We start from the raw sequence: 25,085 nt of genomic DNA, 5'->3' as shown, positions 1-25,085 counted from the left end.
TTTGCCTAACGCACATCTCGATGCAAGGTTCTGCCGCCCCCACTCTTTCTGCAACAGCTCTGGCCTGTCGGCGCGGCGACCGGGTGCTTTTTCGCGGTCTTACGCTTGGTCTGGGCGCGGGCGAGGCTTGCCATGTCACCGGCGCGAACGGCACCGGCAAGACGACGCTGATCCGCGCCCTCGCGGGCTTGCTCACACCATTTGCCGGGACCATCGAGCGGCATGGCGGGGCGGGTTTGCTGGATGAACGCACCGCACTCGATCCCGACCAGCCGTTGGGAAAGGCGCTGGCGTTTTGGAACCGCGTCGATGGCTGCGGCGATCCTTCGGGCGCGCTGAGCGTGCTGGGACTGGAGCCGCTGCTCGATGTGCCGGTGCGTTACCTGTCGACCGGCCAGAGGAAGCGCGCCGGACTGGCCGCGCTGCTGAATCGGGGCCTGCCGATCTGGCTGCTCGACGAACCGCTGAGCGGGCTGGATGCAGCCGCAATCGAGCAGGTCACCGCGCTGATCCAGCTGCATGTCGGCGGCGGCGGGATTGCGCTGATTGCCTCGCACCAGACACTGGCCATCGAAGGCTTGCAAACGCTCGCTATCGAGGACTTCGCCCCCACTTCTGAAAACGTGTCCGAGGACGCCGCATGATCGCCGCGCTGCTCAAACGCGATCTGGCCAAGTTCTTCCCCTTCGCAGGCAGCGGAGCGGCTCTTCCGGTCGTGTTCTTCGTCGCGGTCGCGATGCTGTACCCGTTTGCGGTCGGGCCGGACGCCAGCCTGCTTGGCCGAACGGGAGGCGGCGTCGTCTGGATCGCCGCACTGCTTGCCGCGATCCTGCCGCTCGAAAAGCTTGTGGCGCAGGATATCGAGCTGGGCGTGTTCGACCAGCTCCGCCTGCGCGGCCTCACCGAAGAGGTGATGATGGCAGTGCGCCTCGCCGCGCATTGGCTGAGTTTTGGCCCGCCGCTGATCCTCGCCGCGTTTCCCGCCGCCGCGCTGCTGGCGCTCGATGGGCCGACCTTGCACCTGCTGTTGCTCGGCCTGCTCGCGGGCACTCCGGGGCTTGCCGCAATCGGATTGATGATCGCCGCGCTCACAGCGAGCCTGCGGGCAGGCGCAGCGCTTTCGGGGCTGCTGCTGATCCCGCTAGCCCTGCCGATCCTGATTTTCGGCGCGGGATCTCTGGCGCGTCAGGATCAAGCAAGCCTCGGCTTCGTTGCAGCCATAAGCCTCGCCTTGGTGGCCATCGCGCCATTCGCCGCCGGGGCCGCGATCAGGGCTGCAAGGGACGTTTAAGTGCTGGAACCGAAAGACCAGATCGCCGCAAACATCCGGTTGCGGCGGATCGGCAATGGACTGCTGCTGTTCAGCGTGGTGGCGTTCGGCGCGAAATCGCTGTTTTACCCCGAGACGCTGGCACGCTTCACGCCGGTCGTGATTTTTCATGCAGTGGTGATGCTGGCGTGGTTTGCGCTGTTCGCCAATCAGGCTTCGCTAGCGGCGTGGAAACGGTTCGCCCTGCACAAGTCGCTGGGCAAGGTTTCCGTGGCCCTCGTGATTGCAATGGTGGTGTCGGGCGTGATTATCTCGTGGAATATCGGGCAGGAGCTTGGGCGCTTCGAAGTGACCATCGTCAATGTCGCGGCGTTCGTGACCTTCGTGCCGCTCTACATCGCGGGCATCCATTTCGCGCGCCAGGGCAATTTGCACGCGCACAGACAAGCGATGCTGATCGGCACGCTCGCGCTGATGACCCCGGCCTATGCCCGTGTGGTGCAGGTGCTGGGCCTGCCCGACCCGATTGCAATCGGAGTGCAATTGCCGATCACGATCCTGATGGCGTTGAGCTTCGAATGGCTGACCATGCGGCGCCTGACGCCAGAGGTGAAGGTGATGCTGGCCTATTCGGTCGGCGTCATCGCTATCATGGTCGCGGTGCTGGCGGTGTTCTTCCTCTAGGTACCCGCGCCGCGGCCCCGTATCGCGAGCACGCTCCCGATATCCGCCCGAAACGCGCGCAGCCGCAATGTCGTCAGGATCGATTCCAGATTGGCCAGGATACCCACCGCGAACACCGCGACCAGGAACGCGCGCGAATAATCGAACAGGTACAGCCAGACGATGAAAAGCCCGGCCAGAACCGCGCCGATCTTCGACAGATACAAGTGATAGGCCGGAAAAACCCGGAATTTCGCAAGGCACACGGTGGCCGCGGCCGCATAGGTGGCGAGAAAGGCGTACAGCCACCCCAGATCGGGCTGGATGGTGCTGCGCTCAAAGATGTAGAGGCCCAGCAGGGCTGCGATCGTGGTGAGGCCATCGGCAATCGTATCGAGCCGAGCGCCGAACCGCGAAGCCGTCCCCGTCCAGCGGGAGATCGGCCCGTCCACCGCATCGGTCGCAAGGCTGACGATCAGCAAGATGAAAAACGCATCGCGCAGCCCCACAATCGCCACCCCTGCCACAACAGGCGCAGCGGCGATGCGGTACCAGGTCAGGAGATTGGCAAACGAACCCATGTATCCCCCGTCTGCGTCCTGCAATCAGCTCGAAGGTTCAGGCATAAGGCGGCTTGTCGCGCCCCGTCGGGCTCTTGGTGAAAATCTCGACACCATCCTCGGTGATCGCGAGGCTGTGTTCGAATTGCGCGGAGAGCGACTTGTCGCGGGTCACGGCGGTCCAGCCGTCGCCCAGCACTTTTGCCCAAGGCTTGCCGAGATTGATCATCGGTTCGATGGTAAAGAACATGCCGGGTTTCAGCTCCGGCCCTGTGCCCGCCTTCGCTGCATGCACCACCTCTGGCGCATCGTGGAACAGGCGGCCGAGGCCGTGGCCGCAGAACTCACGCACCACGCCGTAGCGGAATTGCTTGGCATGGGCCTCGATCGCAGCGCCGATATCGCCGAGCCGCGCGCCGGGTTTGCCCGCCGCCTCGATCCCGAGCATCAGGCAGTCATAGGTCACATCGACCAGCCGCTTCGCCTTGATCGACGGCTCACCTGCAAAGAACATGCGGCTCGTGTCGCCGTGCCAGCCATCGAGCAATGGGGTCACATCGACGTTGAGGATGTCGCCATCCTTCAGCGCCCGGTCGCCCGGAATGCCGTGGCAGATGACGTGGTTGATCGAGATGCAGCTCGAATGCGTATAGCCCCGGTAGCCCAGCGTTGCCGGGACCGCGCCTGCATCCAGCATCATCTCTCGAATGCGGTCGTCGATCTGCGCCGTGGTGACGCCGGGGACGACAAGGTTGGCAACTTCATCGAGGATCGTCGCGGCCAGATGTCCGGCCTTGCGCATCCCTTCAAAGCCTTCTTCGGTGTGAAGTTTGATCGTCCCGTCGCGGTAGACGGTGTCGCTGCTCTCTACGAGTTGGTATTCGGTCATTCGCGCTATGTAGCGAGCTTGCCTGCGAATTTCTACTTTGCTGGCGAGAATGCGTCGCGGTAGGCCGGCTGAACCGCATCGAGCACGGCCTCAGTCACCGGCAGGGTCAGCTCGAAATCGCCCTCGGCATAGGCGCCGGCGACATACGGCGCGTAGTACACGCCGATCTGGTCGAACCGCGTGCCGGTCGAAGAGCCGAGGAAAATGGCGGCCTCGTCAATAGCGACGCACTGGTTCGGCCATTCGCCCGCGCCCTGCGGCACAGGCTGACCGCGCCGTTTTTCGCGTTCGGCATTGAGGAGATCGCATGCGCTGCGCCCGATGGCAGAATCCAGCGCATCTGGAGAGCCGAACATCTGCAGCGGCTCTAGCGAGCGCCCGGCCTCGCGGTCCCAAACCAGCGCTGCGCGCCCGTAATTGCCATGCGCGCCGCCGGTATAGGTGTAGAACGAATTCGACAGGCTCAAATACCCGGGCGTGTCGGCGACGACTGTCCATTCGCTCTCATACGTGTTCATGCGGCAGCTCACGGCGTCAGGCGGGCAGGATGCGGCCATCTCGGTCCACTGCGATGTTTGCTCGGCAAGCCTCACATCCCGCTCCTGCGTCAGCTCTGCGGCGAGCGCGGGGATCGCTGACACTTCGCCCGGCCAGCTATACGAGAATTCGCGTTTTGCCTCACCCTGCTCCGAATTATCGGAAAAGCTGACCGCCCCGGCTTTAGCCGAGGCGCTGAGATGGGATGCGGCGGCCTTTTCGCCCGCGCCTTCGGGCGAGGAGCACGCCGCCATCGCCAGCACCGCTGCGCTCCCGATCAGATACCTGTTCATGGCGCCATCCCTCCCCGCGCTTGCGAAACTTTGCGTGACATGGCGTTTGCCATCACTAATTGAAGGACCATGAACGATATCACAGACCTCATCCAGCCCGATCGCGGCCAGGACGCCGTAGACATTCACCTCGTGAACAAGGACGGCTTCGACGAATTCGCCAAGAGCTTGAGTTCGGCGCAGCGCGCCAGCCTTGCCGGACAGAAATTCGAAGGGCGCGGATACCAGGTCGGGATCGTGCCCAATAGCGACGGATTTTTCGCCGTCGGCGGGGTTGCCGATCCGCAGGGATTATCGAGCTGGTGCCTTGCCAAGCTTGCCGAAGATTTGCCCGAAGGCACATACCGGCTGGCGGGCGACGCGGCGGAGACGGGGGCAGGCCCGGCAATGTTCGGCTGGTTGACCGCGCAGTACCGCTTCACCCGCTACAAGGAAGACGAGAACGCGCAAGGTCCGCGGGTCCTGCTGACAAGCCAGCCGGGACGCATCGATGCCATCACCGCAGAGGCCAAGGCCGAGATGCTGGTGCGCGACCTCGTCAACACGCCTGCCGAAGACATGGGGCCAGCCGCTCTGGAAGCCGAATGCGAAAAGCTCGCCAAGGCGCATGGCGGCAACCTGTCCGTGACCAAGGGCGACGCGCTGGAGCAGGGATATCCGATGGTCCACGCCGTGGGCCGCGCCGCCGCGCGCGAACATGCCCCGCGCATCATGCACCTCACCTGGGGCTCGGAAAACGATCCCGTGCTTGCGATCATCGGCAAGGGCGTGTGCTTCGATTCCGGCGGCCTCGACGTGAAGCCTGGGTCGGGGATGCGGCTGATGAAGAAGGACATGGGCGGCGCGGCGCACGCGATTGCGCTGGCGGGCCTGATCATGGGCGGCGGGCTCAAAGTGCGGCTCCACCTGCTCGTCCCGGCGGTCGAAAATGCAATCGCAGGCAATGCCTTCCGCCCCGGCGATGTGCTTGCCAGCCGCAAGGGGCTGAGCGTCGAGATCCACAACACCGATGCCGAAGGGCGCCTGATCCTCGGCGATGCCTTGACCCGCGCGAGCGAGGACAAGCCCGAACTGGTGATCGACTTTGCCACTTTGACCGGCGCGGCGCGCGTCGCGCTCGGCCCGGATTACGCCGCGATGATGGCGCGCGAGGATGCGACCGCCGAGGCGCTGATTGCCGCGGGCAAGGCGCATGACGATGAACCCTGGCGCCTGCCCCTGCCCGAGGCATACCGCGAATATCTCAATTCCGACATTGCCGACATCTCCAACGCGCACACGAACCCCTATGCCGGGGCGAGCGTCGCCGGGCTGTTCCTCGACCGGTTCGTCGAAGACGGACTGGACTGGGTGCATTTCGACACATTCGCATGGCGTCCCTTTGCCAAGCCGGGGCGGACAAAGGGCGGAACCGCCTACGGCCTGCGCGCTTCGTGGCATATGCTCAAGGACCGCTTTTCTGGCTGATGCCTGTCCCTCTTTCGGGCTTCCCAAAACGCTCGCTTGCCCGTCAACCGCTGCGGCGCTAAGCGCGCAGGATCGAGGTCTTCGCCTGCCGGGCGCGGACGCACAAACGGGGCGGAAGGTTTTTCCTGGATGAGCGGCACAGACGTGCAATCAGGCGATTACGGCATACCGGACGGCATTCTCGGACTGAAAGGTCCGGTCAAGAAGCCGAAGCCCGGCAGCCTGCCGCTGCGCGGTGACCTGGCGCATATCGCGCTTGCCGGGACGCACCTCGCCGCGCATTACGTTGTCCCGCATATCCACACGATCGGCGCTGGCGGCGCGGAGCTTCACCTCGCCCCGCGCGAAGACAGCGAGATCATGCACCAGCTGGATGCAGGCGCGCGGTTCGAGGTTCTGGATAAAGCTGGCGAGTGGGTCTGGGGCTGCACCGGCCCCGATGGGCCAAGCGGCTATTGCAAGGCCGCTTGCCTCGAGCAATCCCTTGAGCAGCCCCTAAAGGATTGAACGACCCCGCCAAGCGTATACAGATGCGGCCATGACAACGCGTCTTTTCATCGATGGAGCCGCCGGGACAACCGGCCTCGAAATCCGCGAGCGGCTCACGGGCCGCAGCGAATTCGACCTGATCGTGCTCGGCGATGCGCAGCGCAAGGATACCGCGGCGCGCAAGGACGCGCTTCATTCCGCCGACATCGCCATCCTGTGCCTGCCGGATGATGCCGCGCGCGAGGCGGCGGCCCTGGCGGAGGGGAGCGACACCCGCATCATCGATGCCTCGTCCGCGCACCGTGTTGCGGACGGATGGACCTACGGCTTTCCCGAGCTGACGGGGCGCGATGTGGTCGCCGCTGCCAGACGGGTGTCGAACCCGGGCTGCTATCCGACCGGTTTCCTCGCGCTTGTCGCCCCGCTGGTAAAGGCCGGGCTGCTGCCGGTGGACTGGCCCTATACCGTCAATGCAGTGAGCGGATATTCGGGCGGGGGCAACGCGCTGATCGGCCGGTTCGAAGACGCAGGCGACATCGCCTTTCGCACCTATGGCCTCGCGCTCGGGCACAAGCACCTGCCCGAAATGCAGCGCGTGGCCCGGCTCGCCCATCCGCCGGTTTTCTCGCCGAGCGTCGTGAACGCGCATCGCGGCATGGTGGTCGATATCCCCCTTCCGCTCGCCGCCATGACCGGGGCGACTTCGGCGGCGTTCCTCGAAGGCGAGCTGACCGCGTTTTATGCCGGCAGCGAGGTTGTGAAAGTGCATTCGTCCGCCAACCTGCCAGCCGAATTGCTGCTGCGTCAGGGCGCGCCCGCATGGGACGGGATCGACCTCTACGTTTACGATTCCAGCGACGGGTCGCAGGCCCGCCTCGTCGCGGTGCTCGACAATCTTGGCAAGGGCGCATCGGGCGCGGCGATCCAGAACCTCAACCTCATGTGCGGCCTGCCTGAGACGGCTGGACTTGCGCTGTCGCGCTGACCCGCTCCAGCCGAGTGTTGCCCAAATTTTAGGCACGCGGCGTCTGCAAACTGTGCAGCATTTCGCGGGCGCGAACAATCTTGCTCAAGACGCGAGCACCCCGGCAAGACCCTTGCGCCAGCGGCAGGATCAAGTAACCCGGTGTTGCGCAGCTTTTGGCACGATTCTTGGTTAGAATAATGTCAATAACCAGACCGACCCGGGGGAAACCACGCACGTGAAGAAGATCGAGGCGATCATCAAGCCCTTCAAGCTCGACGAGGTGAAGGAGGCGCTGCACGAAATCGGCGTGTCCGGCATCACCGTTACCGAAGCGCGCGGCTTTGGCCGTCAGAAGGGCCACACCGAGCTGTATCGCGGCGCGGAATATGTCGTCGATTTCCTTCCCAAGGTTAAACTCGAAGTCGTGGTCGCAGACGACCAGGCCGAACGCGTGGTCGAAGCGGTCGCCGCCGCTGCACAGACAGGGCGCATAGGAGACGGCAAGATCTTCGTCAGCCCGGTCGAAACCGCGCTGCGCATCCGCACCGGCGAAACCAACGATGACGCGATCTAGCGTCCAACTTTGAACCAATCCCGCTCTCGCTCGTCATCATGATGAGCACACCTCTCGAACTACCAGCTGGAGAATACCGACATGGCTAGCACCAAGGACGTCCTGAAACAGATCAAGGACGAAGAAATCGAATGGGTCGACCTGCGCTTTACCGATCCGAAGGGCAAATGGCAGCACCTCACCATGGCCGCAGGCGTCATGGACGAAGACGCGCTGGAAGATGGCCTGATGTTCGACGGTTCCTCGATCGAAGGCTGGAAGACCATCAACGAAAGCGACATGATCCTAAAGCCGGACATGGACGCAACGTATGTCGATCCGTTCTCCGCAACCCCGATGCTGTCGATCTTCTGCAACATCGTCGAGCCGTCGGACGGCCAGCTGTATTCGCGCGATCCGCGTTCGACCGCGAAACGCGCCGAGGCCTATCTCGCATCGACCGGCATCGGCGACACGATCTATGTCGGGCCTGAGCCCGAGTTCTTCATGTTCGACGATGTCCGCTTCGAGGACGGCTATGCCGGATCGGGCTACGCGATCGACGATATCGAGCTGCCGACCAACACCGGCAAGGAATACGAGATGGGCAACATGGCCCACCGTCCGCGCGCCAAGGGCGGCTATTTCCCCGTCGCACCGGTCGACAGCGCGATGGACATTCGCGGCGAAATGGTCGCGACGATGCTCGAAATGGGCCTCAACATGGACAAGCACCACCACGAAGTGGCCGCTGCCCAGAACGAGCTTGGCATCACCTATTCCTCACTGACGACAGCCGCCGACCAGGTGCAGGTGTATAAATACGTCGTGCAGCAGGTCGCGCACGCTTACGGCAAGACCGCGACCTTCATGCCCAAGCCGATCAAGGACGATAACGGCAGCGGCATGCACAGCCACATGTCGATCTGGAAGGACGGCAAGCCGACTTTCGCGGGCAACGAATATGCCGGCCTGTCGGAAACCTGCCTCCATTACATCGGCGGCGTCATCAAGCATGCCAAGGCGATCAACGCCTTCACTAATGCCACGACCAACAGCTACAAGCGGTTGGTCCCCGGCTTCGAAGCGCCGGTGCTGCTCGCCTACTCAGCCCGCAACCGGTCGGCTTCGTGCCGCATTCCGTACGGCGCAGGCGAGAAGGCGAAGCGCGTTGAATTCCGCTTCCCCGATGCGCTGGCGAACCCGTATCTCGCGTTCTCCGCGCTGCTGATGGCGGGCCTCGACGGGATCGAGAACAAGATCCATCCCGGCGATGCGATGGACAAGAACCTCTACGACCTGCCGCCAGCCGAGCTTGCCGACGTGCCGACCGTCTGCGGATCCTTGCGCGAAGCGCTCGAGGCACTGGAAGACGATCACGAATTCCTGCTCAAGGGCGATGTCTTCTCGCAAGACCAGATCGTCGCCTATTCCGAGCTCAAGTGGGAAGAGGTCATGCGCCTCGAAACCACACCGAGCCCGGTCGAATTCGACATGTATTACAGCGCATGATTCATAATGGCGGAGCCGCATCCGCGGCTCCGCTTCCTTGCTATTGCGATGAACGATGGCATCGCTGTGGACCGGCAGCCGCCTTTGCGGTTGGTATTGGACCGACCGAGACAGGCCTCAAGTAGTGAAGCGGTAGAATTACATTGAGGTCCGGTCGAGAGATCGGGCTTTTATGTTTTTATATCAAAGCATTGTCGTCAGGACGCGCAAAAGCTATGCTAACCGCTTAATCATGGCGGTGAGAGTTCTTAATGCGACGCGCCAGTTCGAAATCTATGGTGGCTGCGGCAGCGCTGAATGCAAGTTTCGTCACGCAGCCTCTGCTTGCGCAGGCCGCGCAGGGTGAAGCAGGGAACGCTGAACCGGAAATCGATCGCCGCGCCGCTGCAATTGAGGACATCGAGAGCGCATACGCGATCTTCGCCCGCCATCATCCGGGCATGTACGATCCGAACAATCGAGACTTTCCGGCATTGCTTGAAAGAGCGCGCGACAAAGCGCTCGCCTTTGCGCAGGGCGCTAAAGACCACACCGGTCACGCTCTGGCGATGAGCGCCTTCAACGGCGTTCTTGCCGATGGCCACGCTCGCACATTCGTCAGCTATTCTAGCAGGGGTACGCTCTGGCCCGGATTTGCCGCCGAATGGCGCGGCGAAGCACTCGTCATCACGGAAACGAGCCATGCCGGCCCTGCGCTTGGCTCTGCCCTGATCGCATGCGACGGGGAGGACGCCAACAGCCTGATCGCTAAGCAAGTGTTCGCTTTTCAAGGTCGACCGAAGGAGGCTGGGCAATGGTGGTCTTTTGCCAGCACGTTCTTTTCACGCCCACAGTTGATGACTGCAGCTCCGCCTAACGCATGCGATTTCAAAAGCCTGGATGGTGTTATCGTATCCTACGACCTCATATGGTCACAGGAGCCCGAAGAGCGGTTCTGGGCGGCGATCGAGAAGGGCAAGCGCGCCCCTGTCGGCCTGACCGAGCTGCGGGAAGGCATTCAGTATATTACGCTCTCTACCTTTTCGCCTGGCCCCGACGGCCAAGCGCAATACGAGACGCTGTTCAGCGATCTTGATGCGCATCAGGACGAGTTTGCGCAAGCGCGCGCCATCGTGATCGACTTGCGTCGGAACGGCGGCGGAAGCTCAACTTGGTCCTATAACGTGGCAAAGAGACTATGGGGTGAAGAGGCCGTCGACTGGGCGATGGCCGATTACTTCCGTGACACCCAAGTCTGGTATCTGGCTGACGAAGGCAACATCGCTCACTTTACGGAAGCCGCCGAAAACCGACGCGAGCTCGGGATGATTGAAATCGCCGATCTGATCGACGAGATGAAGACGAAACTTACGGCTGCACGCGATGCGGGCCAGACGTTTGCCAAGGAGCATATCGGCAATAAGCTGCTCGCCAAAGCGTCCCCGACCGAGCCTCGCGCGCTGCCCCCTGTGTATGTCATTACGGATGGTGCATGCGCAAGCGCATGCCTCGATGCGGTAGATGTGTTTACCCGCTTTCCCGATGTAACGCTGGTCGGCGCCCCGACTTCGGCGGACAGTGAATATCTTGAGACTCGTTTTCAGGACCTGCCCTCGGATCGCGGTGTCGTGATCCTGCCAACCAAGATCTGGGTCAATCGCCCACGCGGTTCAGGCGAAGTGTATCAACCCGATATCCTAGTCACCGATCTTGAATGGACCACTGACGTGATGCTTGACCATATCGAACGCGACCTCGCCTCGTAATTTCAACCGGTTCGCAAAAAGGCTTTACGATACACTAGAGACCATTTTCCTACTCGTCTGAATTGTGTCTAATTGCCCGGTCTCCCCCATTCTCAAAGGAGGCCCCGCAATGTCCGGCCCAGACCAACGCAAACCCATTTTCGACACCGTCCGCAAGATCCTGAAGCGCGGGCTTCGCCAGTCCGAAGTCGACGCTATCGACCGGGCAGTCGGCGGCGCTCCCGACCCGTCCGGGTTTTCGCCCCAGGACACTGTCTCATGTGTCTCATCGCCGCCCGCGCAAACGGGCAATCCGGACCGCATCGGGCCTGACGGCATCGCCCTGATCAAGCGCTTCGAGGGCTGCGCGCGGCTGCGACGCGATGGGATGATCGAGGCCTATCCCGATCCCGGCACGGGCGGCGATCCGTGGACGATCGGCTGGGGTGCGACCGGACCTGACGGCGCAGGCGGGCGTATTGCCCCCGGCACGGTGTGGACGCAGGCGCAGTGCGACGCGCGGCTCGAAAGCGACCTTGCCCGCTATGCCACCGGAGTGGCGCGCGCAATCGGCTATGCACCCACCACGCAGAGCCAGTTCGATGCGATGGTCAGCTTCCACTACAACACCGGGGCCATCGTCCGCGCTACCCTGACCAAGAAGCACGTCGCCGGAGACACCGAAGGCGCAGCAGCCGAGTTTGCGCGCTGGAACAAGGCCGGTGGCCGCGTACTGAAAGGCCTCGTGCGGCGGCGTGCGGAAGAAGCAGCGCTGTACCAGTCATAGGCCGGAGCACGGGCGGTCGGCGTGCGCATTGCGGAACCGGGCAATAGTCATGGAGTTGATTCACCCAATGGAGGATTTGCCATGATGAAATGGTTTGCAAGCACCGCTGCAATCGCTCTGATCGCCAGTCCCGCTGCCTTTGCGCAGGGACAGGGCAACGGCAATGGCAATGGCAAAGGTAACGGCAATGGCGGCTCGCCGGCCGCCTCGGCCAAGGCGGAGCCCGGCAATAGCAGCAATAAGGGCCGCGGCAACGGGAATGCCGGCAATCGCGGCGGTCCGCCCGCGCAGGTAGATCGCGGCAATGGCGGCGGCAATCGCAACGTGGGAAACCGGGGCGGTCCTCCGCCGCAGGCCGAACGCGGCAATAGCGGCGCAAATCGCGGGAGCGGCGCAGCCGTGCGCGGTAACGACCAGAGAGGCGGCGCAAATGCGGCTCGCGGCAATCAGGGCCGCGGCAATGACGGGCGCCGTGATGGCGGGATCGACATCGATATCGGCTATGCGCCCGCCTTGCTGCGCGACACTTTCGGCACGCGCACCCGCCTGATCGATGGCTGCCCGCCGGGCCTCGCCAAGAAACGCAATGGTTGTCTGCCTCCGGGCCAGGCGCGCCAGCGCTATCGCAGCTACGACCCCGGCTTCTTCGGCCTGTTCGGCGCGGAACGCGGACGGTATCTCTACAATGACGGCTACCTGCTGCGCTACCAGGCGGACGGGCTTGCCGGGTTTGTCCCGCTGCTCGCAGGCGCGCTCGGCATTGGCAACATCTGGCCGAGCACGTACGAGGCGCGCCCGCTGCCGCGCTATTACGAGAGCTATTACGGCTTCGATGATCCGCGCGGCTATCGCTATGCCGACAACGTGATCTACCGCGTCGATCCGGAGACCGCAGCGATTGCATCGGTTGCAGCGCTGCTGACCGGTGACGAGATCACCGTCGGCCAGCCGATGCCGCGCGGCTACGATGTCTACAACGTGCCCTATGCCTACCGAGATCGGTATTACGACCGCCCGGACGCGCGCTATCGCTATTCCGACGGGTATGTCTATGAGATCGATCCCGAAACGGCGCTCGTCGCCGCTGCTATCGACCTCGCAATCTGAGGAAGCCTCGCATGATCCGCATGTCTCTAAAGACCGGTTTTGTCGCCGGCATCGCCCTGACGCTCGCTGCCTGCGAGAGCGAAACCGATATCGACACCGGGCCGGGCGTCACCGACCGCTCGGGCGATCCCCTGTCCGAAGTGGTGGCCGATACCGCGAGCATCTCGGTCGCGGCAGGCGCGTTGGAGCGAACTGGGCTGGACGGCGTGCTCGAAGGTGAGGCCAGCTACACCGTCTTCGCGCCAACCGACACCGCATTCGAGGCGCTGGGCGATGATGCCGCAGCGATGCTCGAGGATGAGGCACGCGGAGCGATCGTGGCGGCAATCCTGCGCGAACACATGGTACCCGGCGCGCTCACGCCCGACGCGATCCGCGCGGCGATTGCGGACAATGGCGGCGAAGTCACCCTTGCGACCTTCGGCTCGGGCGACCTGACGCTGACGCTCGATGGCGAAGCTGTCGTGGTCAGCAATGCAGGCGGGCAAAGAGCGCGCCTTGAAAGCGATCCCGTGGTGGGCAGCAACGGTGTGGTGATCCCGATCGACACCGTGCTGGTCGATCCCGACGCGCTGGCCGGCTCGTCCGAATAGCGCTAATAGTCCCGACTGATCTCTGCCAGCACGCTGTCGCGGCCAATAGTGGAAACGGTCCCCAGAAGGGCGAGCCAGCGGGTCACGCGGTATTCGACCGAGGTGGCGCTGTATCCGCGCCCATCGGTCACGATCTCGACATAGACGCGGCGCCCCACATTCTTGCCAAGCGCCACGCCGGTCCCCCGGCCAAGCGCCGGATCGGCGCTGACGATGCGCAGCTGGTCGAGACCGATCGAGCGCCTGAGATCGCCGATGGGATCGAGCCCGCCTCCCCCGCCCCTGAGCGAAGCGAGCGCTGCGCCGAGCTGGACCGCGTCGGTCGCGGATAGCGAAGTGACCGATCCGCCGAACAGCAGCTGGGAGAGGATCTCCTCCTCGGGCAGCGGAGGCTCGGACGAGAAGGCGACCTGCGGAGACTGCGCGTTGCCGGTGATCGATACGCTGACATCGGTCCCGTTAGCGCTGGTCTCCGCAGCCAGGGCGAGCCTTGGGTCGATGGGAACGTTGGCGTCGAAGGCAATGCGCCCCTCGGTCAGTTCGAACCGGGTGCCCGCAAAAGTGTAGTCGCCGCGCACAAGGCGTGCCTCGCCGCCAATGCGCGGGTCGTCGACTGTGCCGCGCAGCGCGATGTCGACGCCCCATTCGCTTTCGAGGCCAAGGCCGTCGACGGACACCCTGTTTGGCGCGGTTGCGTTGATGAGATAGCGCCACGAGCCGGAGGCCGCCGTCCTCGCTTCCCCCAGGCTGTCAGGCCGATTGATCTCACTCGTGGCGATCTGCGGCAGCGACATGTCCTCCGCTGCGATCCCCAGCTTCCAGGTTGCGCGGTCGATGGAAACGCGCCCGGCTATTGTCCCGCCCGCGCCATCGGACACGATGCGCAAGGGGCCGGTGATGGTCGCGTTGAGGCCGTTGGCGGCGAGCAGGCGCGCATCGGTTGCTGCGGCGCGCAGGTCGATCTGCGGTCCGCGACCCGCTCCCATAGAGGCAAAGTTGACGGTGCCGCTGCCCTGCACCCGGCCGCCGCCCCGCGTCGTGCCGGAAAACCGCGTGAGCTGGAGCCGCGAACCGGCAAAGCGGCCCCGCGCCGAGACGTCATTGATGTCCGTTCCCGAAATCGCGCTTTGCAGCCGCAGGTCGTCACTCGCCAGCGCGCCGGTGATGCGCGGATCGGACAGGGTGCCGCGCGCCTTGGCGCTAATGCTGATCGGTCCGGCGAGGTCAAATGTCTCAATCGCGGCAAGCCGCCACAAGGCCGTCGCCCCGCCATCATAGGCAAAATCGGCGTCGAGCCGTCCGTTCATGATCCGGCCCGCAAGATCGCTCCCGCCGCCCAGGCCCGTGATGCGCGCATCGAGCCTGCCGAGCCGGCGGCTGTCTTCGCGCAGGCGCGCGCCGACGGTCAGCCGGCTGGGCGTAAGATCGGCCACCGCAAGCACGTCGATCGGCGTCGAGGACAACACCAGGCCGGACCGTGTAAAGTCGTCGATACGCACGCGGGCATTGGCAACCGGCGGTCCGTCCGCGCCATGATCCCAGGTGATGACGCCGGATAGTCGCCCGCCAAGCCCCAGCTCGGCCCCGGCCAGATCGGCCAGCCGCAGCGGCATGTCCGCCAGCTTTGCCTCGAGCGACGTGGCAGAACCGCCAAGCTGTCCCTCGAGTATCGCGAAGCCGCGGGCAAAGCCGATCTGCGTCGGGGCGAGGCGCCAGCTGCCATCGTCCAACGCCGTCAGCACCGCCCTGCGTGGCATGGTGATTTGCCGTCCGCCGAATTCCCCGCGCGCATAGAGCGCAATGCGTTCCGGCGCGATGTCACCGTCGAGCTTGAGCGCGAAACGGTCACTGCGCCGTCCGGCGATCGATGCGGTGACGTTGCCGCGCCCGTTGACTATCGAGGCTTCGGCGGCGAAATTGGCGATGCTGAGCGCACCGTATTCGAAGCCCGAGCCGCGAATGTCGGCGTCAATCTGACTGCTGCCCTCTCGGAATGTACCGGATGCATCGATATCGGCATTAGCGATCCCGATCGGCGTGTCTCCGCCAAAATGTGCTTGCCGCGCCGTGAGGTCGAGATCGAAACCTTGTGCTCCGCCTGCCCCCGGAGCGAGCGAGACCGTGCCGTTCAATCCGCCGCCTTCCAGCGCCAGATCGCCTGCGATCCCGGCCTCGCGCAGCACGAGTGCCCCCGCGACATTCGTGCGGTAGACGCGCAGTCGGTCGATCGCGATCCGGGTTGGTGCATCGGCGGGCAGTATCAGGCCAAGCTGGCCCTCGAACGGTCCGAGCAGCGATCCGCCTGACGCGTCGATGGCAAAACCGTTCTCGCTTGGCGCAATGACGAGCCGCACATCGCGAAGCCCGGCGGCCGGAAGCGGGTCGGCGAGCACAAGTTCGGCGCGCGTGCCTTCGCCCGATATCTCGGCATCGACGGTGAACGGCCCGTATTCGGTGTGGCTTCCGCCGCCAGCCAGAGTGGTGCGGCCGTCCACGATCTGGCTGTCGAACCGGGCGCTCAGGCGCTCACTCTCAAGCGTCATGTCGCGCAGCACGGCTCGGCTGGTCAGCAGCGACGCCGAAAGCGCCTGCAAATTCGATTGTCTCGCCTGCAACGTTCGCAACCGTAGCGTTGTTGACGTTACCGAGGTTGCCTGCGATATTTGCGCGGACATTCCATGGGATGTCCGCACCGAAGCGCGCGACCATGTCAGCCGATGCGTTCACCGTGCCGATATCCTGAAGCTCGAGCCCGCTGGCACTGACCGGCCCGGCCAGCGCATAGATACCGCGTCCCGTGTCACCCCTCATCGCGAGAACCGCTTCGAGGCCGGGAAAGGTGAGGCGCGCATTGTCAGCGTTCAGCTGGCTGCCCGCATAGGTCAGCCGGCCGGTCAGTGTCCCGCCGACGAGCCGCGGATCGACCAGTTCTGTACCGGTCACGACGCGTTCCACGCTCGCATCGAGCGGCAGGGCGAACCTTTCGCCGTCGAAAGTGGCGATGCTCGATTGCGCGAGCCCTTCGATCAGGGTTTCACCGGCGGCGAGCTGCTCGACATTCAATTGATGCGCGATTTCAAGGTCGCGGAACGGCCCGTCGATGGTTGCGGTCAGTCGCGCATCTTGCAGCGAGACGGCCTCGCCCAGCAGGTCGGGATTGCGGACCACGGCGCGCGTATCGAAATCGTCGAATCGGTTGCCGGCAAGGTCCACCGCTCCGCCGCCGCGCAGATCCAGCGCGGAAGAAATGGCGGAAATGCGCCCGTCGAACACGCTGTCTTCTAAAGTCCCGCTCAGCGCCAGCGATACTGCATCGCCAAGCGCCCGGTCGAGGATGCCGCCGCCGCTCACCGGCGGGCTGATCTGCCCCAGCGCGGTGTATGTGCCTGCGATGTTGGTGAGCCTGAGCGCGGCCACCCGCTCCGGCTCGGCGTCCCCGCGTTGGCGTCTGACCAGAGCGTAGCCAAGCCAGCGCGACCACTTGCCGTCGCCGTCGATCTGCGCCTCATAGGCCGAGTCGAGACCTGCAATCAGCGCGATCGGCCCGTCGGCTGCCGCGCGGTAATCAAGCGATACATCGAACCGGTCGCCATCGGGTTCCGCATCAAGCAACAGCGCAAGGCGATCTTCCGGTCCGACCCGGCCATCCGCTTGTACGAGCGCGCGCCCTGCACGAATATCGACCTGGCCCGACAGATCGACCGTGTGCGCCTGATCGCCCGCAATACCGGGGGCAAGGACGAAACTTTCGATGTTGAGTTCATCGACCCGAATATCGAAATCGGGAAGCAGGGGCGCGTCGGGATCGCCGGGCAGCAGTTCCGGCAGGCGTTCGAGCCGTCCGCGCCGCGCGGTCAGTTCGCGCACGTCGATACCGCTCCACAGGAACGCCAGCGGATACCAGTCGAGCACGACCTCGGGGATCGTCAGGAACTCGCCCTTCGGATCGCTGAAAATGACGTCGTGCAGGACAGCCTTGCCGTAAATGTCGCCTTCGATCCGCCCGACCTCGAACCGCATCCCGGATGCGGGCGCAACCTGCGCGATCTGTTCGGTCACGAACCGCTTGCCGATCGGAGTGCTCAGGAACAATCCGGCCAGCACGAGCGGCAGGAGCAGGATTGCGAGCACCCAGCCCGCCCGCTTGGCCCAGCGGCGCTTGCGCTTGCGCACCGGGCTGTCGGCTTCCTCGCTGGTGATGACGTCTTCCTCGGCCATCAGAACGCCTGCCCAAGGCTGACATAGACAACGACTGGCGCATCGAATTGGGTCGGATTGAGCGGCGCTCCGACATCGACGCGGATCGGGCCGAAGCTGGTCTTGTACCGGATGCCCACGCCTGCGCCGTATTGGACAAAGCGGAAATCCGGTGTCGAACCAAGCGAGACCGAACCTGCATCGATGAACGGTACAACCTCTATAGCGCCATCCAGAAGCCCGGTCTGTATGCGTGCTTCAAGCGATAGCTCGACAAGCGAACCCCCGCCTGTCGCTTCGCCGAAATCATTACGCGGTCCGATACCCTGAAATCCGTAGCCTCGAACCGAGCCGCCGCCGCCCGAATACAGCCTGCGCGAAGGAGCGATCTCAAAGGCTTCGGCGCCCTGAATCGTCGCGGCCCGAACTCGTCCAGCCAGGACAGTGGTCCCAACCTCATGGTAATAGCTCGCATCGGCTTGTGCGCGCAGGTAAAACGTCTCCGTGCTGAGAGACCTGGAGACCTCCGGTGCAACGAAACCGGTGATGCGATACCCCGTTGTCGGATCAAGCAAGTCGTCACTCGAGTCGAGTGTGGCGCTTCCGAAGAGCCCGAAGATATTATACGTTTGACGCTCGCGTTGAACGCCGCCGATCACGCGGTTGCGCTCATCGGTGTAAAGCGCCTCCGCCCCGACCTGCCAGCTCAGGGGCTTCTGGAATAGCAGGTTGGAAATCCGCTCGAACGAACCTCGCAGCGCTATCGTGCGTGCATCGACGGCTTCGGTCTCGATGTCGCTGGCATAGGCATCCACGGTCAGAACCTGATCGCGGTCGCGGAAATTGTTCTTCTTGAAGGTGACGCTCGCCAATTGTTCGCGCGCGCCCAGGATCCCGCGCAGCTTCAGCGCGCCTTCGGGCGGGAACAGGTTGCGGTGTTCCCAGCTTGCCTCGACCTTCACCCCGTCTTCGGTGCCGTAGCCGATGGCTCCGGCGATGGTGCGAAGGGGTGCGCGTTCGAACTCGACGTCGAGCGCGACCTGGCCCGGCTCGCCATCTTGCGGCGGAGCGATCTCGCGCGGGGTGACCGCGACGCTGGTGACAAGACCGGTGGCGATGACCGCGCGCCGCAGATCGGCTTGCAGGCTCGCCTGATAGACATCGCCATTGTCGAACCGTGCAATTCGGGAAAGGTGGCGGCCAGACAGGAATTTCGGGTCTTCGCTGTCGATCCCGCCGAACACGTATTTGCCGCCGGGCTCGACCGGCAGCGACAGGTCGCCTTCATTGCGGGCATGATCGATCAGCAGCGAAGGCGCCTCGACCTCGGCAAACGGATAGCCGCTTTCGCCGAGCGCCAGGCGAAGGTCCTGTTCTTCGGCAACGATCCGGTCCGATTGCAGCGGATCGCCCGGCTGGATCGCGAAACTCTCTCGCAGCGCTGCGTAATCGGGCGCGGTGTCGAGCCTGCCCAGATCGACCTGCGCGAAGGAATAGCGCTCTCCCGGCAGGATATCGAAGCGGACCTGCGGGTCGATATCCGACCCGGCGATATCGCCGTTATCCCCGCGCCGCCCGCCCGATAGCTGGCGCGCGACCTCTCCGCTGTAATACCCGTAGGTGCGCAGCATTTCGGTGAGCAGCTCTTCATCGGCGCGCGCGCGGGCGGCAAGCTGGGGCACGGTGTCATCGCCGCTTTCGAGGGTCTCGATCGTCGAGAGCACCTTGAACCGCTCGATGAAATTGGTGCGTTCCGGGAAGAGGTCGTTATCGACCGGAAAGGCGAGGATCAATTCATCGCTGATCTCGAATTCTTCCAGCTCGGGAAGCTCGATCAGATCGGGAGCATCGATCTCGGCGAGCGCTTCGACGTCTGGATCGGGTTCGAGCCGTTCGGGCTGAGGAATCTCGAAACCGTCGAGCGTTGCAGCCACTGCCGGATCCGGCGCCGCTTCGAGTTCGTCTTCGGCAGCATCGGACACCGCTTCGACGTCGGCTTCGGCGCGCGCTGTGTCGGGCGTGCCCTGCTGCGCCCAGTCCTCGGCATCGCCGACCGCGCTTTCCGGGATCAGTTCGTCGAGGTTTCGGCTCTGGAGTATCGGCGGCAGAGGCTGCGGTTCGGGCTGAGGAGGGGCTGCCTGCTCCTCCTGCTGTTGGTCATTGCTGTCTTCCGAGAATGCATTGGCCTCAACCGGGACAAGCGCGGTTGCCACGCAGAGCCCGCCCGCCAAGAAAAGATCCAATTGTAAAACTTGCAAATATTAGCTCGCGGGAAATTTGACCGGTTGCCCGTCTTTACCCCTTGCGCCGCCCAATGTTCCAGTCTTTTCGCCGCGAGGTGCTGTCGCTTCGGCGATCAACTTGCCCTGCTCTTCGCGGTCCATCCGTTGCCAGCCATCGCGCGTCAGCCGCTCGAGCGGGCGATAGCGCACCTTGTATTGCATCCGCGGGCTGCCTTCGACCCAATATCCAAGATAGACATAGGGCAAGTCGCCCCTTGCCGCGCGCTTGATGTGGTCGAGGATGATGTAATTGCCCAGACCAGCGCGGTCCTCGTGATCCGGATCGTAGAACGAGTAGATCATGGACAGGCCGTCGCCCTGACGATCGGTCAGACACGCGCCGACCAGCTTGCCGGGTTCGCCATCCACCGATGGTTCGCGATATTCGATCACCGTGCTGGTGACCGGCGTGTGTTCGATCATGTCGGCATAATCGAGCTCGTCCATGGCCGACATCCCGCCATCGGGGTGGCGGACGCTGAGATATTTCGCGAGCAATTCGAACTGCTCATCGGTTGCCCACGGGCGGCATTCGGTCACGACGAGGTCTGCATTGCGCCTGATATCGCGCTTTTGCGTGTTCGACGGCTTGAATTCCGCGGCGACAACACGGACCGATACGCAGGCCTGGCAATCGAGGCAGCTTGGCCGGTACGCGACCGTCTGGCTACGGCGGAAACCGATGCGGCCCAGTGCCTCGTTCAGCTGGTCGGAGTGTGCGCCTTTAAGCTCAGTAAAGACCTTCCGCTCCTGCCGCCCGGGCAGATACGGGCACGGCGCAGGGCTCGTCACAAAGAAACGGGGAAAGCGGATCGGGGCCGTCACGGGTTTGGCTGCGTCCTCTTGGCTGCGGGAATCGATTCTGTTCTTGTTAAGACGTTGTTATGCCTTTTCGGGTTCCCCGGTAAAAGACCCTTAACCATGAAACACGGTGAATAATGCCTTACTTTGCACAATTCGGCGCACAAATTGCGGCCAATGCGGACCGATTTCTCCGGTCATAAACAGCAATATTGGATGCAAGAGCGCACTCGCGCCGTGCGTGTCTTAGTTGAGTTCCACCATCTGGACCGCGTAGTTCTTCGCCCGCAGCGCGTCGACCAGCCGCTCGACCTGCTCGGCATCGCGCGCTTCGCATTCGATGTCGGTGATCAGGCCCTTGGCCGGAAGCGAGGTAAAAATGCGCTGGTGGTAAATCTCGATTATGTTGACGTTGTGCTGGTCGAACAGACTCATCACCTTGAAGAGCGCACCGGGGCGATCCTGCAAGGTCACCCGCAACCGGGCGAGGCGGCCCTGCCTGGCGAGGTCGCGCAGGAGCACATTGGCGAGCAGGCGGGTGTCGATGTTGCCGCCGCACAGAACCAGCCCGATGGTCTTTCCCGCAAAGCGTTCCGGGTTGCTGAGCACCGCCGCAAGACCGGCGGCCCCCGCCCCTTCGACCACGGTCTTCTCGATCTGGAGCAATAGCGACACCGCCTTTTCCAGCGCGGGCTCATCGACCAGCAGGATATCGTCGACCCGCTCGGCAATCACCTTGCTGGTGAACTCGCCCGGCTTCTTGACCGCTATGCCTTCTGCAAGAGTATCGCCGCCGCAATCGTGGCTTTCGCCCTTGATCTTGTCGAACATGCTCGGGAACAGCGCCGCCTGCACGCCGACAACCTCGATATCGGGGTTCAGAGCCTTGGCGACTGTTGCCATGCCGGAGATGAGCCCGCCCCCGCCGATTGGCGTGACCAGGCAATCGAGATCGGGCTGGACCTCGAGCATTTCGAGCGCGACCGTGCCCTGCCCGGCGGCGATCAGCGGGTCATCGAAGGGATGGACGAATGTCAGGCCCATCTCCGCCTCAAGCTTGCGCGCATGGGCGTGCGCCTCGTCGAAGGTTTCCCCTTCGAGCACAACTTGCCCGCCAACGCTCTCGGTCTGCATGACCTTTACGGTGGGCGTGGTGCGCGGCATCACGATATGGACCGGCACGCCCAGCCGCGTGCCGTGATAGGACAATCCCTGGCTGTGATTGCCTGCGGAGGCCGCGATCACGCCGCGCTGTCGCTGTTCGTCGGTAAGGTGGAGCAGCGCATTGAGCGCGCCGCGCTCTTTATACGCCGCAGTGAATTGCAGGTTTTCGAACTTGAGCCAGATATCCGCGCCGGTAATCTCCGAGAGCGTGATCGAATGCATCATCGGCGTGTTGACCACTGCGCCTTCGATCCGCGCGGCGGCGGCGCGGATTGTGTCGATGGTCAGCTCATCGGGGCTGGCTGTGTGCGGGCTGAGCGGTTCGGCTGATGCGGGTTCGGCAGTCATGATGGCGGCGGGATTAGGCTGTCCGGCGGGCAAGGGCAATTCCTAAGGCTCGGCGTGCCACCAAGAATTGCTATGGCCCCGGCGCATCTGGCTTTGCCGCGGAAAAGTATCGTCCGGCAAAGACGCCGCGATGTCATTGGCAAGCCTGCGAAATCCCATTAGTGCTGCGCGCCATGACTTCACCGCAAGCAATCGCTTTTATCGGCCTCGGCGTGATGGGCGGCCCGATGACCGGGCACCTCGCCCGCGCCGGACACCCGGTCACCGCGTATAACCGCTCGGCAGAGCGGGCGTCCAAATGGCAGCAGGTCTGGAGCGAGGAAGGACTTGAGATTGCCTTTGCGCAGACCCCGGCAGAGGCCGCGCGCGAGGCGGATATCGTATTCATATGCGTCGGCAATGACGAGGACCTGCGCGAAGTCGCGCTCGGCGAAGCGGGCGCGCTCACCGCAATGCGCGCCGGATCGCTGCTGGTCGACCACACCACTGTTTCCGCCGACATGGCCCGCATTCTGGCGAGCGAAGCGGAAGCGCACGGCGTGGAGGCTGTCGATGCTCCGGTAAGCGGCGGCGAAGCGGGCGCGGTCAATGGCCAGCTTGCGATCATGTGCGGGGGTTCGGACGCTGCGATGGACCGCGCGCGCCCGGTGATGGGATGCTATGCGAAGTCCATCGTGCATGTCGGGCCGAGCGGCGCGGGGCAGACCGCGAAAATGGCCAACCAGATGTGCATTGCGGGCGTTCTTGGCGGCCTGGGCGAAGCGATCCGGCTGGCCGAGGCAGCGGGCCTCGATCTTGAAAAGACCTACGAGGCGATCTCCGGCGGAGCCGCCCAGAGCTGGCAAATGGACAATCGCTGGAAAACCATGACCGCAGGCGAATTCGATTTCGGCTTCGCCATCGACTGGATGCGCAAGGATCTGGGCTATGCGCTGGATGAAGCGAAGCGGCTCGGCCTGTCCTCGCCGGTCACCGCCCTCGTCGATCAATTCTATGCCGACGTACAGGCCGCAGGCGGCGGCAGGCGCGATACGAGCGCGCTCATCACCCGGCTGCCATCAGGCCAATCAAAGTAAGGAACGAGATGCTCCGTAGTGTAATCCGCAGCCTCGCGGCGTTCGCCGCATTCGCCTCCACTCCGGCGCTGGCCGACACGCTGATCGACAATGTCGACGGCGTGACGGTCGATGAAGAAGGCCAGGTTGTCCGCTTCACGGGGCTCGTGTTCGACGATCAGGGGATCATCACGCAGGTGCTCGAAAGCGGAGAGGAGCGCCCGCGCGATGTCGATTACGGGATCGATGGCCAGGGCCGCGTGATGCTGCCCGGCATGATCGACGCGCATGTTCACGTGATGGGCATCGGCTTTGGCGCGCTGCTGCTCGACCTGTCGGAGACGACCTCGCTCGACGACGCGCTTGCGAAGATCGAGCAATTTGCCGAGGAGAATCCCGGACGTCCGTGGATCCTCGGGCGCGGCTGGAACCAGGAAAAGTGGGGCCTTGGCCGCTTCCCGACTGCCGAGGAGCTGGATGCGATCGTCTCTGACCGGCCGGTATGGCTTGGGCGCGTCGATGGCCATGCAAGCTGGGCCAACACGATGGCGATGAAGCGCGCAGGCGTCACTGCCGACAATGGCGACCCCGCTGGCGGGCGGATTATCCGCAAGGCCGGCAGCCGCGAGCCCTCAGGCGTGTTTGTCGACGCGGCAGAAGCGCTGGTGAACGCTGTCGTTCCCGCTCCGCGCCCAGAAGACCGCGACGCCGCGCTGGCCAAGGCTCAGGAACGCCTGCTCCAGAACGGGATCACCGCCGTGGCCGACATGGGCACCAGCATCGAGGATTGGCAGACCTTTCGCCGCGCTGGCGATACTGGACGGCTCGGCATCCGCATCATGTCCTACGCCACCGATGCGGACACGATGGACCTGATTGCCGGACCCGGCCCGACCCCGTGGCTCTATCAAGACAAGCTGCGCCTCGGCGGCATCAAGCTGTATCTCGACGGCGCGCTGGGATCGCGCGGCGCGACCCTCAAGGAGCCGTACGAGGACGAACCCGGCACAACCGGCCTGCCGCTGCTGACACCCGCGCAATTGCGCAACCTGATGAGCCGCGCCGCGCTCGACAATTTCCAGAGCGCCATTCATGCGATCGGCGATGCCGCGAACGCCGAAGTGCTGAATGCGATCGAGGAATTGTCCGAGACCTATGAAGGCGACCGGCGCTGGCGGATCGAGCACGCGCAGATCGTCGATCCTGCCGACCTTGAGCGCTTCGGCGATCACGGCGTCATTGCTTCGATGCAGCCGCTGCACCAGACCTCGGACCGCACCATGGCAGAAGCACGCCTCGGCCCGGACCGCCTGGATGGAGCCTATGCATGGCGCAGCGTGCTGAAGGTCGGCGGCAAGCTTGCATTCGGCTCGGACGCGCCGGTCGAACCGGCTGACGTGTTCGCAGGACTTGCGGTCGCCATCAGCCGGACAGACGCCAACGGAGAGCCATTCGGCGGCTGGCTGCCCAGTGAAACCGTCAGCCGCGAAGCCGCACTCAAGGCCTTCACGGCTGACGCAGCCTATGCCGGCTTTGCCGATGGCAAGTTCGGGCGACTCGTGCCAGGCGAACGCGCCGACTTCATCCTCGTCGACCGCGACCCGATGATCGCATCCCCTGCCGAAATCCGCGAGACGACCATCCATGAAGTGTGGGTCGGCGGGAAACGAGCGCGCTGACGTCTTTTCTGGAACGAATAGCCCACAGCTACGTCTGGTTACTTAGTTGATCAAATATAGATGCAGCTTCATCATTTGGTCACGTAATGAAGTAAGTAGAGTGCAAAGGGTTTGCGGATTCGCTCCGTTAATCGGTCAGGCACGTCGG

General features: G+C 63.8%; 22 protein-coding genes. 14 read left to right on the top strand and 8 right to left on the bottom strand.

Features of this window, described 5'->3' with window-relative positions:
- Positions 1 to 20 precede the first annotated feature (20 nt).
- From ccmA to AC0L39_RS04625, 3 genes are read left to right on the top strand one after another with little or no spacing between them, the layout of a single operon-like run.
- A complete protein-coding gene (ccmA, locus tag AC0L39_RS04635) occupies positions 21 to 644 on the top strand; it encodes a heme ABC exporter ATP-binding protein CcmA (RefSeq protein WP_473261108.1) in 624 nt (207 codons plus the stop codon).
- A complete protein-coding gene (locus tag AC0L39_RS04630) occupies positions 641 to 1,291 on the top strand; it encodes a heme exporter protein CcmB (protein WP_473261107.1) in 651 nt (216 codons plus the stop codon). Before ccmA ends, AC0L39_RS04630 begins: the two co-directional genes overlap by 4 nt.
- Positions 1,292 to 1,954, top strand: a complete 663-nt coding sequence (locus AC0L39_RS04625; protein WP_473261105.1) for a hypothetical protein — start codon at positions 1,292 to 1,294, stop codon at positions 1,952 to 1,954.
- On the opposite strand, the gene AC0L39_RS04620 is transcribed toward AC0L39_RS04625, so the two are convergent.
- Genes AC0L39_RS04620 through AC0L39_RS04610 form a run of 3 tightly spaced genes read right to left on the bottom strand, consistent with a single transcriptional unit; the run spans position 1,951 to position 4,212 of the window.
- Positions 1,951 to 2,514 carry a CDP-alcohol phosphatidyltransferase family protein gene (locus AC0L39_RS04620; protein ID WP_473261103.1) on the bottom strand — a complete coding sequence of 188 codons (564 nt, stop codon included), beginning with the start codon at positions 2,512 to 2,514 and terminating at the stop codon, positions 1,951 to 1,953. The two genes, AC0L39_RS04625 and AC0L39_RS04620, sit on opposite strands and share 4 nt — an antisense overlap.
- A 37-nt stretch (positions 2,515 to 2,551) precedes the next feature.
- Entirely contained in the window at positions 2,552 to 3,382 is an 831-nt protein-coding gene (map, locus tag AC0L39_RS04615; protein WP_473261101.1) for a type I methionyl aminopeptidase, read from the bottom strand.
- A gap of 32 nt (positions 3,383 to 3,414) precedes the next feature.
- Positions 3,415 to 4,212: a DUF4163 domain-containing protein gene (locus AC0L39_RS04610; protein WP_473261099.1), complete on the bottom strand. Its 798-nt coding sequence runs from the start codon at positions 4,210 to 4,212 to the stop codon at positions 3,415 to 3,417.
- A 69-nt stretch (positions 4,213 to 4,281) separates the two neighbouring features.
- Here AC0L39_RS04610 and AC0L39_RS04605 point away from each other — a divergent pair, with 69 nt between their 5' ends.
- The 9 genes from AC0L39_RS04605 (at position 4,282) to AC0L39_RS04565 (ending at position 13,411) form a co-directional block, all read left to right on the top strand.
- Complete coding sequence (locus AC0L39_RS04605; RefSeq protein ID WP_473261098.1) at positions 4,282 to 5,679, top strand: leucyl aminopeptidase family protein; 1,398 nt, start codon at positions 4,282 to 4,284, stop codon at positions 5,677 to 5,679.
- Between the two features lie 129 nt (positions 5,680 to 5,808).
- On the top strand, positions 5,809 to 6,186 hold the full coding sequence (locus AC0L39_RS04600) for a hypothetical protein (protein ID WP_473261095.1): 378 nt from the start codon (positions 5,809 to 5,811) through the stop codon (positions 6,184 to 6,186).
- Between the two features lie 31 nt (positions 6,187 to 6,217).
- Entirely contained in the window at positions 6,218 to 7,153 is a 936-nt protein-coding gene (gene argC, locus AC0L39_RS04595) for an N-acetyl-gamma-glutamyl-phosphate reductase (RefSeq protein ID WP_473261093.1), read from the top strand.
- A gap of 217 nt (positions 7,154 to 7,370) precedes the next feature.
- Positions 7,371 to 7,709: a P-II family nitrogen regulator gene (locus AC0L39_RS04590; protein WP_218315410.1), complete on the top strand. Its 339-nt coding sequence runs from the start codon at positions 7,371 to 7,373 to the stop codon at positions 7,707 to 7,709.
- An 81-nt stretch (positions 7,710 to 7,790) separates the two neighbouring features.
- Positions 7,791 to 9,200, top strand: a complete 1,410-nt coding sequence (glnA, locus tag AC0L39_RS04585) for a type I glutamate--ammonia ligase (protein ID WP_473261091.1) — start codon at positions 7,791 to 7,793, stop codon at positions 9,198 to 9,200.
- Positions 9,201 to 9,451: 251 nt separating this feature from the next.
- Positions 9,452 to 10,945 carry a S41 family peptidase gene (locus AC0L39_RS04580; protein ID WP_473261089.1) on the top strand — a complete coding sequence of 498 codons (1,494 nt, stop codon included), beginning with the start codon at positions 9,452 to 9,454 and terminating at the stop codon, positions 10,943 to 10,945.
- 109 nt (positions 10,946 to 11,054) lie between these two features.
- Positions 11,055 to 11,711 carry a lysozyme gene (locus AC0L39_RS04575; protein ID WP_473261088.1) on the top strand — a complete coding sequence of 219 codons (657 nt, stop codon included), beginning with the start codon at positions 11,055 to 11,057 and terminating at the stop codon, positions 11,709 to 11,711.
- Between the two features lie 81 nt (positions 11,712 to 11,792).
- Complete coding sequence (locus AC0L39_RS04570) at positions 11,793 to 12,818, top strand: hypothetical protein (RefSeq protein ID WP_473261086.1); 1,026 nt, start codon at positions 11,793 to 11,795, stop codon at positions 12,816 to 12,818.
- A gap of 11 nt (positions 12,819 to 12,829) precedes the next feature.
- Positions 12,830 to 13,411 carry a fasciclin domain-containing protein gene (locus AC0L39_RS04565; protein ID WP_473261084.1) on the top strand — a complete coding sequence of 194 codons (582 nt, stop codon included), beginning with the start codon at positions 12,830 to 12,832 and terminating at the stop codon, positions 13,409 to 13,411.
- 2 nt (positions 13,412 to 13,413) lie between these two features.
- Here the strand turns inward: AC0L39_RS04565 and AC0L39_RS04560 are convergent, their stop codons facing one another.
- The 5 genes from AC0L39_RS04560 to AC0L39_RS04540 form a co-directional block, all read right to left on the bottom strand.
- A complete protein-coding gene (locus AC0L39_RS04560; protein WP_473261082.1) occupies positions 13,414 to 16,005 on the bottom strand; it encodes a translocation/assembly module TamB domain-containing protein in 2,592 nt (863 codons plus the stop codon).
- Positions 15,944 to 17,629: a translocation/assembly module TamB domain-containing protein gene (locus AC0L39_RS04555; protein WP_473261081.1), complete on the bottom strand. Its 1,686-nt coding sequence runs from the start codon at positions 17,627 to 17,629 to the stop codon at positions 15,944 to 15,946. The genes AC0L39_RS04560 and AC0L39_RS04555 overlap by 62 nt, the downstream gene beginning before the upstream one ends.
- The gene (locus AC0L39_RS04550) at positions 17,629 to 19,821 is read right to left on the bottom strand and encodes an autotransporter assembly complex protein TamA (protein WP_473261079.1); all 2,193 of its coding nucleotides are present in this window, start codon (positions 19,819 to 19,821) and stop codon (positions 17,629 to 17,631) included. The genes AC0L39_RS04555 and AC0L39_RS04550 overlap by 1 nt, the downstream gene beginning before the upstream one ends.
- Before the next feature lie 48 nt (positions 19,822 to 19,869).
- On the bottom strand, positions 19,870 to 20,715 hold the full coding sequence (locus tag AC0L39_RS04545) for an arginyltransferase (RefSeq protein ID WP_473261078.1): 846 nt from the start codon (positions 20,713 to 20,715) through the stop codon (positions 19,870 to 19,872).
- A 222-nt stretch (positions 20,716 to 20,937) separates the two neighbouring features.
- On the bottom strand, positions 20,938 to 22,203 hold the full coding sequence (locus tag AC0L39_RS04540) for a threonine ammonia-lyase (protein ID WP_473261076.1): 1,266 nt from the start codon (positions 22,201 to 22,203) through the stop codon (positions 20,938 to 20,940).
- Positions 22,204 to 22,376: 173 nt separating this feature from the next.
- Here AC0L39_RS04540 and AC0L39_RS04535 point away from each other — a divergent pair, with 173 nt between their 5' ends.
- Together AC0L39_RS04535 and AC0L39_RS04530 are read left to right on the top strand one after the other, a co-directional pair.
- Positions 22,377 to 23,279 (top strand): NAD(P)-dependent oxidoreductase, encoded by a 903-nt coding sequence (locus tag AC0L39_RS04535; RefSeq protein WP_473261075.1) that lies wholly within the window; start codon positions 22,377 to 22,379, stop codon positions 23,277 to 23,279.
- A gap of 8 nt (positions 23,280 to 23,287) precedes the next feature.
- A complete protein-coding gene (locus AC0L39_RS04530) occupies positions 23,288 to 24,937 on the top strand; it encodes an amidohydrolase (RefSeq protein WP_473261074.1) in 1,650 nt (549 codons plus the stop codon).
- Positions 24,938 to 25,085 lie beyond the last annotated feature (148 nt).

The sequence above is a fragment of the Erythrobacter sp. K21-9 genome, from assembly GCF_055808355.1.
Note: the sequence above shows the minus strand (reverse complement) of the source record. Positions and strands in the feature narration are given on the sequence as shown.

Excerpts from the sequence above, each read along its gene's own strand:
- ccmA (WP_473261108.1), top strand. The coding sequence starts at position 21 with ATGCAAGGTTCTGCCGCCCCCACTCTTTCTGCAACAGCTCTGGCCTGT.
- AC0L39_RS04630 (WP_473261107.1), top strand. The coding sequence starts at position 641 with ATGATCGCCGCGCTGCTCAAACGCGATCTGGCCAAGTTCTTCCCCTTC.
- AC0L39_RS04620 (WP_473261103.1), bottom strand. The coding sequence starts at position 2,514 with ATGGGTTCGTTTGCCAATCTCCTGACCTGGTACCGCATCGCCGCTGCG.
- map (WP_473261101.1), bottom strand. The coding sequence starts at position 3,382 with ATGACCGAATACCAACTCGTAGAGAGCAGCGACACCGTCTACCGCGAC.
- AC0L39_RS04610 (WP_473261099.1), bottom strand. The coding sequence starts at position 4,212 with ATGAACAGGTATCTGATCGGGAGCGCAGCGGTGCTGGCGATGGCGGCG.
- AC0L39_RS04605 (WP_473261098.1), top strand. The coding sequence starts at position 4,282 with ATGAACGATATCACAGACCTCATCCAGCCCGATCGCGGCCAGGACGCC.
- AC0L39_RS04600 (WP_473261095.1), top strand. The coding sequence starts at position 5,809 with ATGAGCGGCACAGACGTGCAATCAGGCGATTACGGCATACCGGACGGC.
- argC (WP_473261093.1), top strand. The coding sequence starts at position 6,218 with ATGACAACGCGTCTTTTCATCGATGGAGCCGCCGGGACAACCGGCCTC.
- glnA (WP_473261091.1), top strand. The coding sequence starts at position 7,791 with ATGGCTAGCACCAAGGACGTCCTGAAACAGATCAAGGACGAAGAAATC.
- AC0L39_RS04580 (WP_473261089.1), top strand. The coding sequence starts at position 9,452 with ATGCGACGCGCCAGTTCGAAATCTATGGTGGCTGCGGCAGCGCTGAAT.
- AC0L39_RS04575 (WP_473261088.1), top strand. The coding sequence starts at position 11,055 with ATGTCCGGCCCAGACCAACGCAAACCCATTTTCGACACCGTCCGCAAG.
- AC0L39_RS04570 (WP_473261086.1), top strand. The coding sequence starts at position 11,793 with ATGATGAAATGGTTTGCAAGCACCGCTGCAATCGCTCTGATCGCCAGT.
- AC0L39_RS04565 (WP_473261084.1), top strand. The coding sequence starts at position 12,830 with ATGATCCGCATGTCTCTAAAGACCGGTTTTGTCGCCGGCATCGCCCTG.
- AC0L39_RS04555 (WP_473261081.1), bottom strand. The coding sequence starts at position 17,629 with ATGGCCGAGGAAGACGTCATCACCAGCGAGGAAGCCGACAGCCCGGTG.
- AC0L39_RS04540 (WP_473261076.1), bottom strand. The coding sequence starts at position 22,203 with ATGACTGCCGAACCCGCATCAGCCGAACCGCTCAGCCCGCACACAGCC.
- AC0L39_RS04535 (WP_473261075.1), top strand. The coding sequence starts at position 22,377 with ATGACTTCACCGCAAGCAATCGCTTTTATCGGCCTCGGCGTGATGGGC.
- AC0L39_RS04530 (WP_473261074.1), top strand. The coding sequence starts at position 23,288 with ATGCTCCGTAGTGTAATCCGCAGCCTCGCGGCGTTCGCCGCATTCGCC.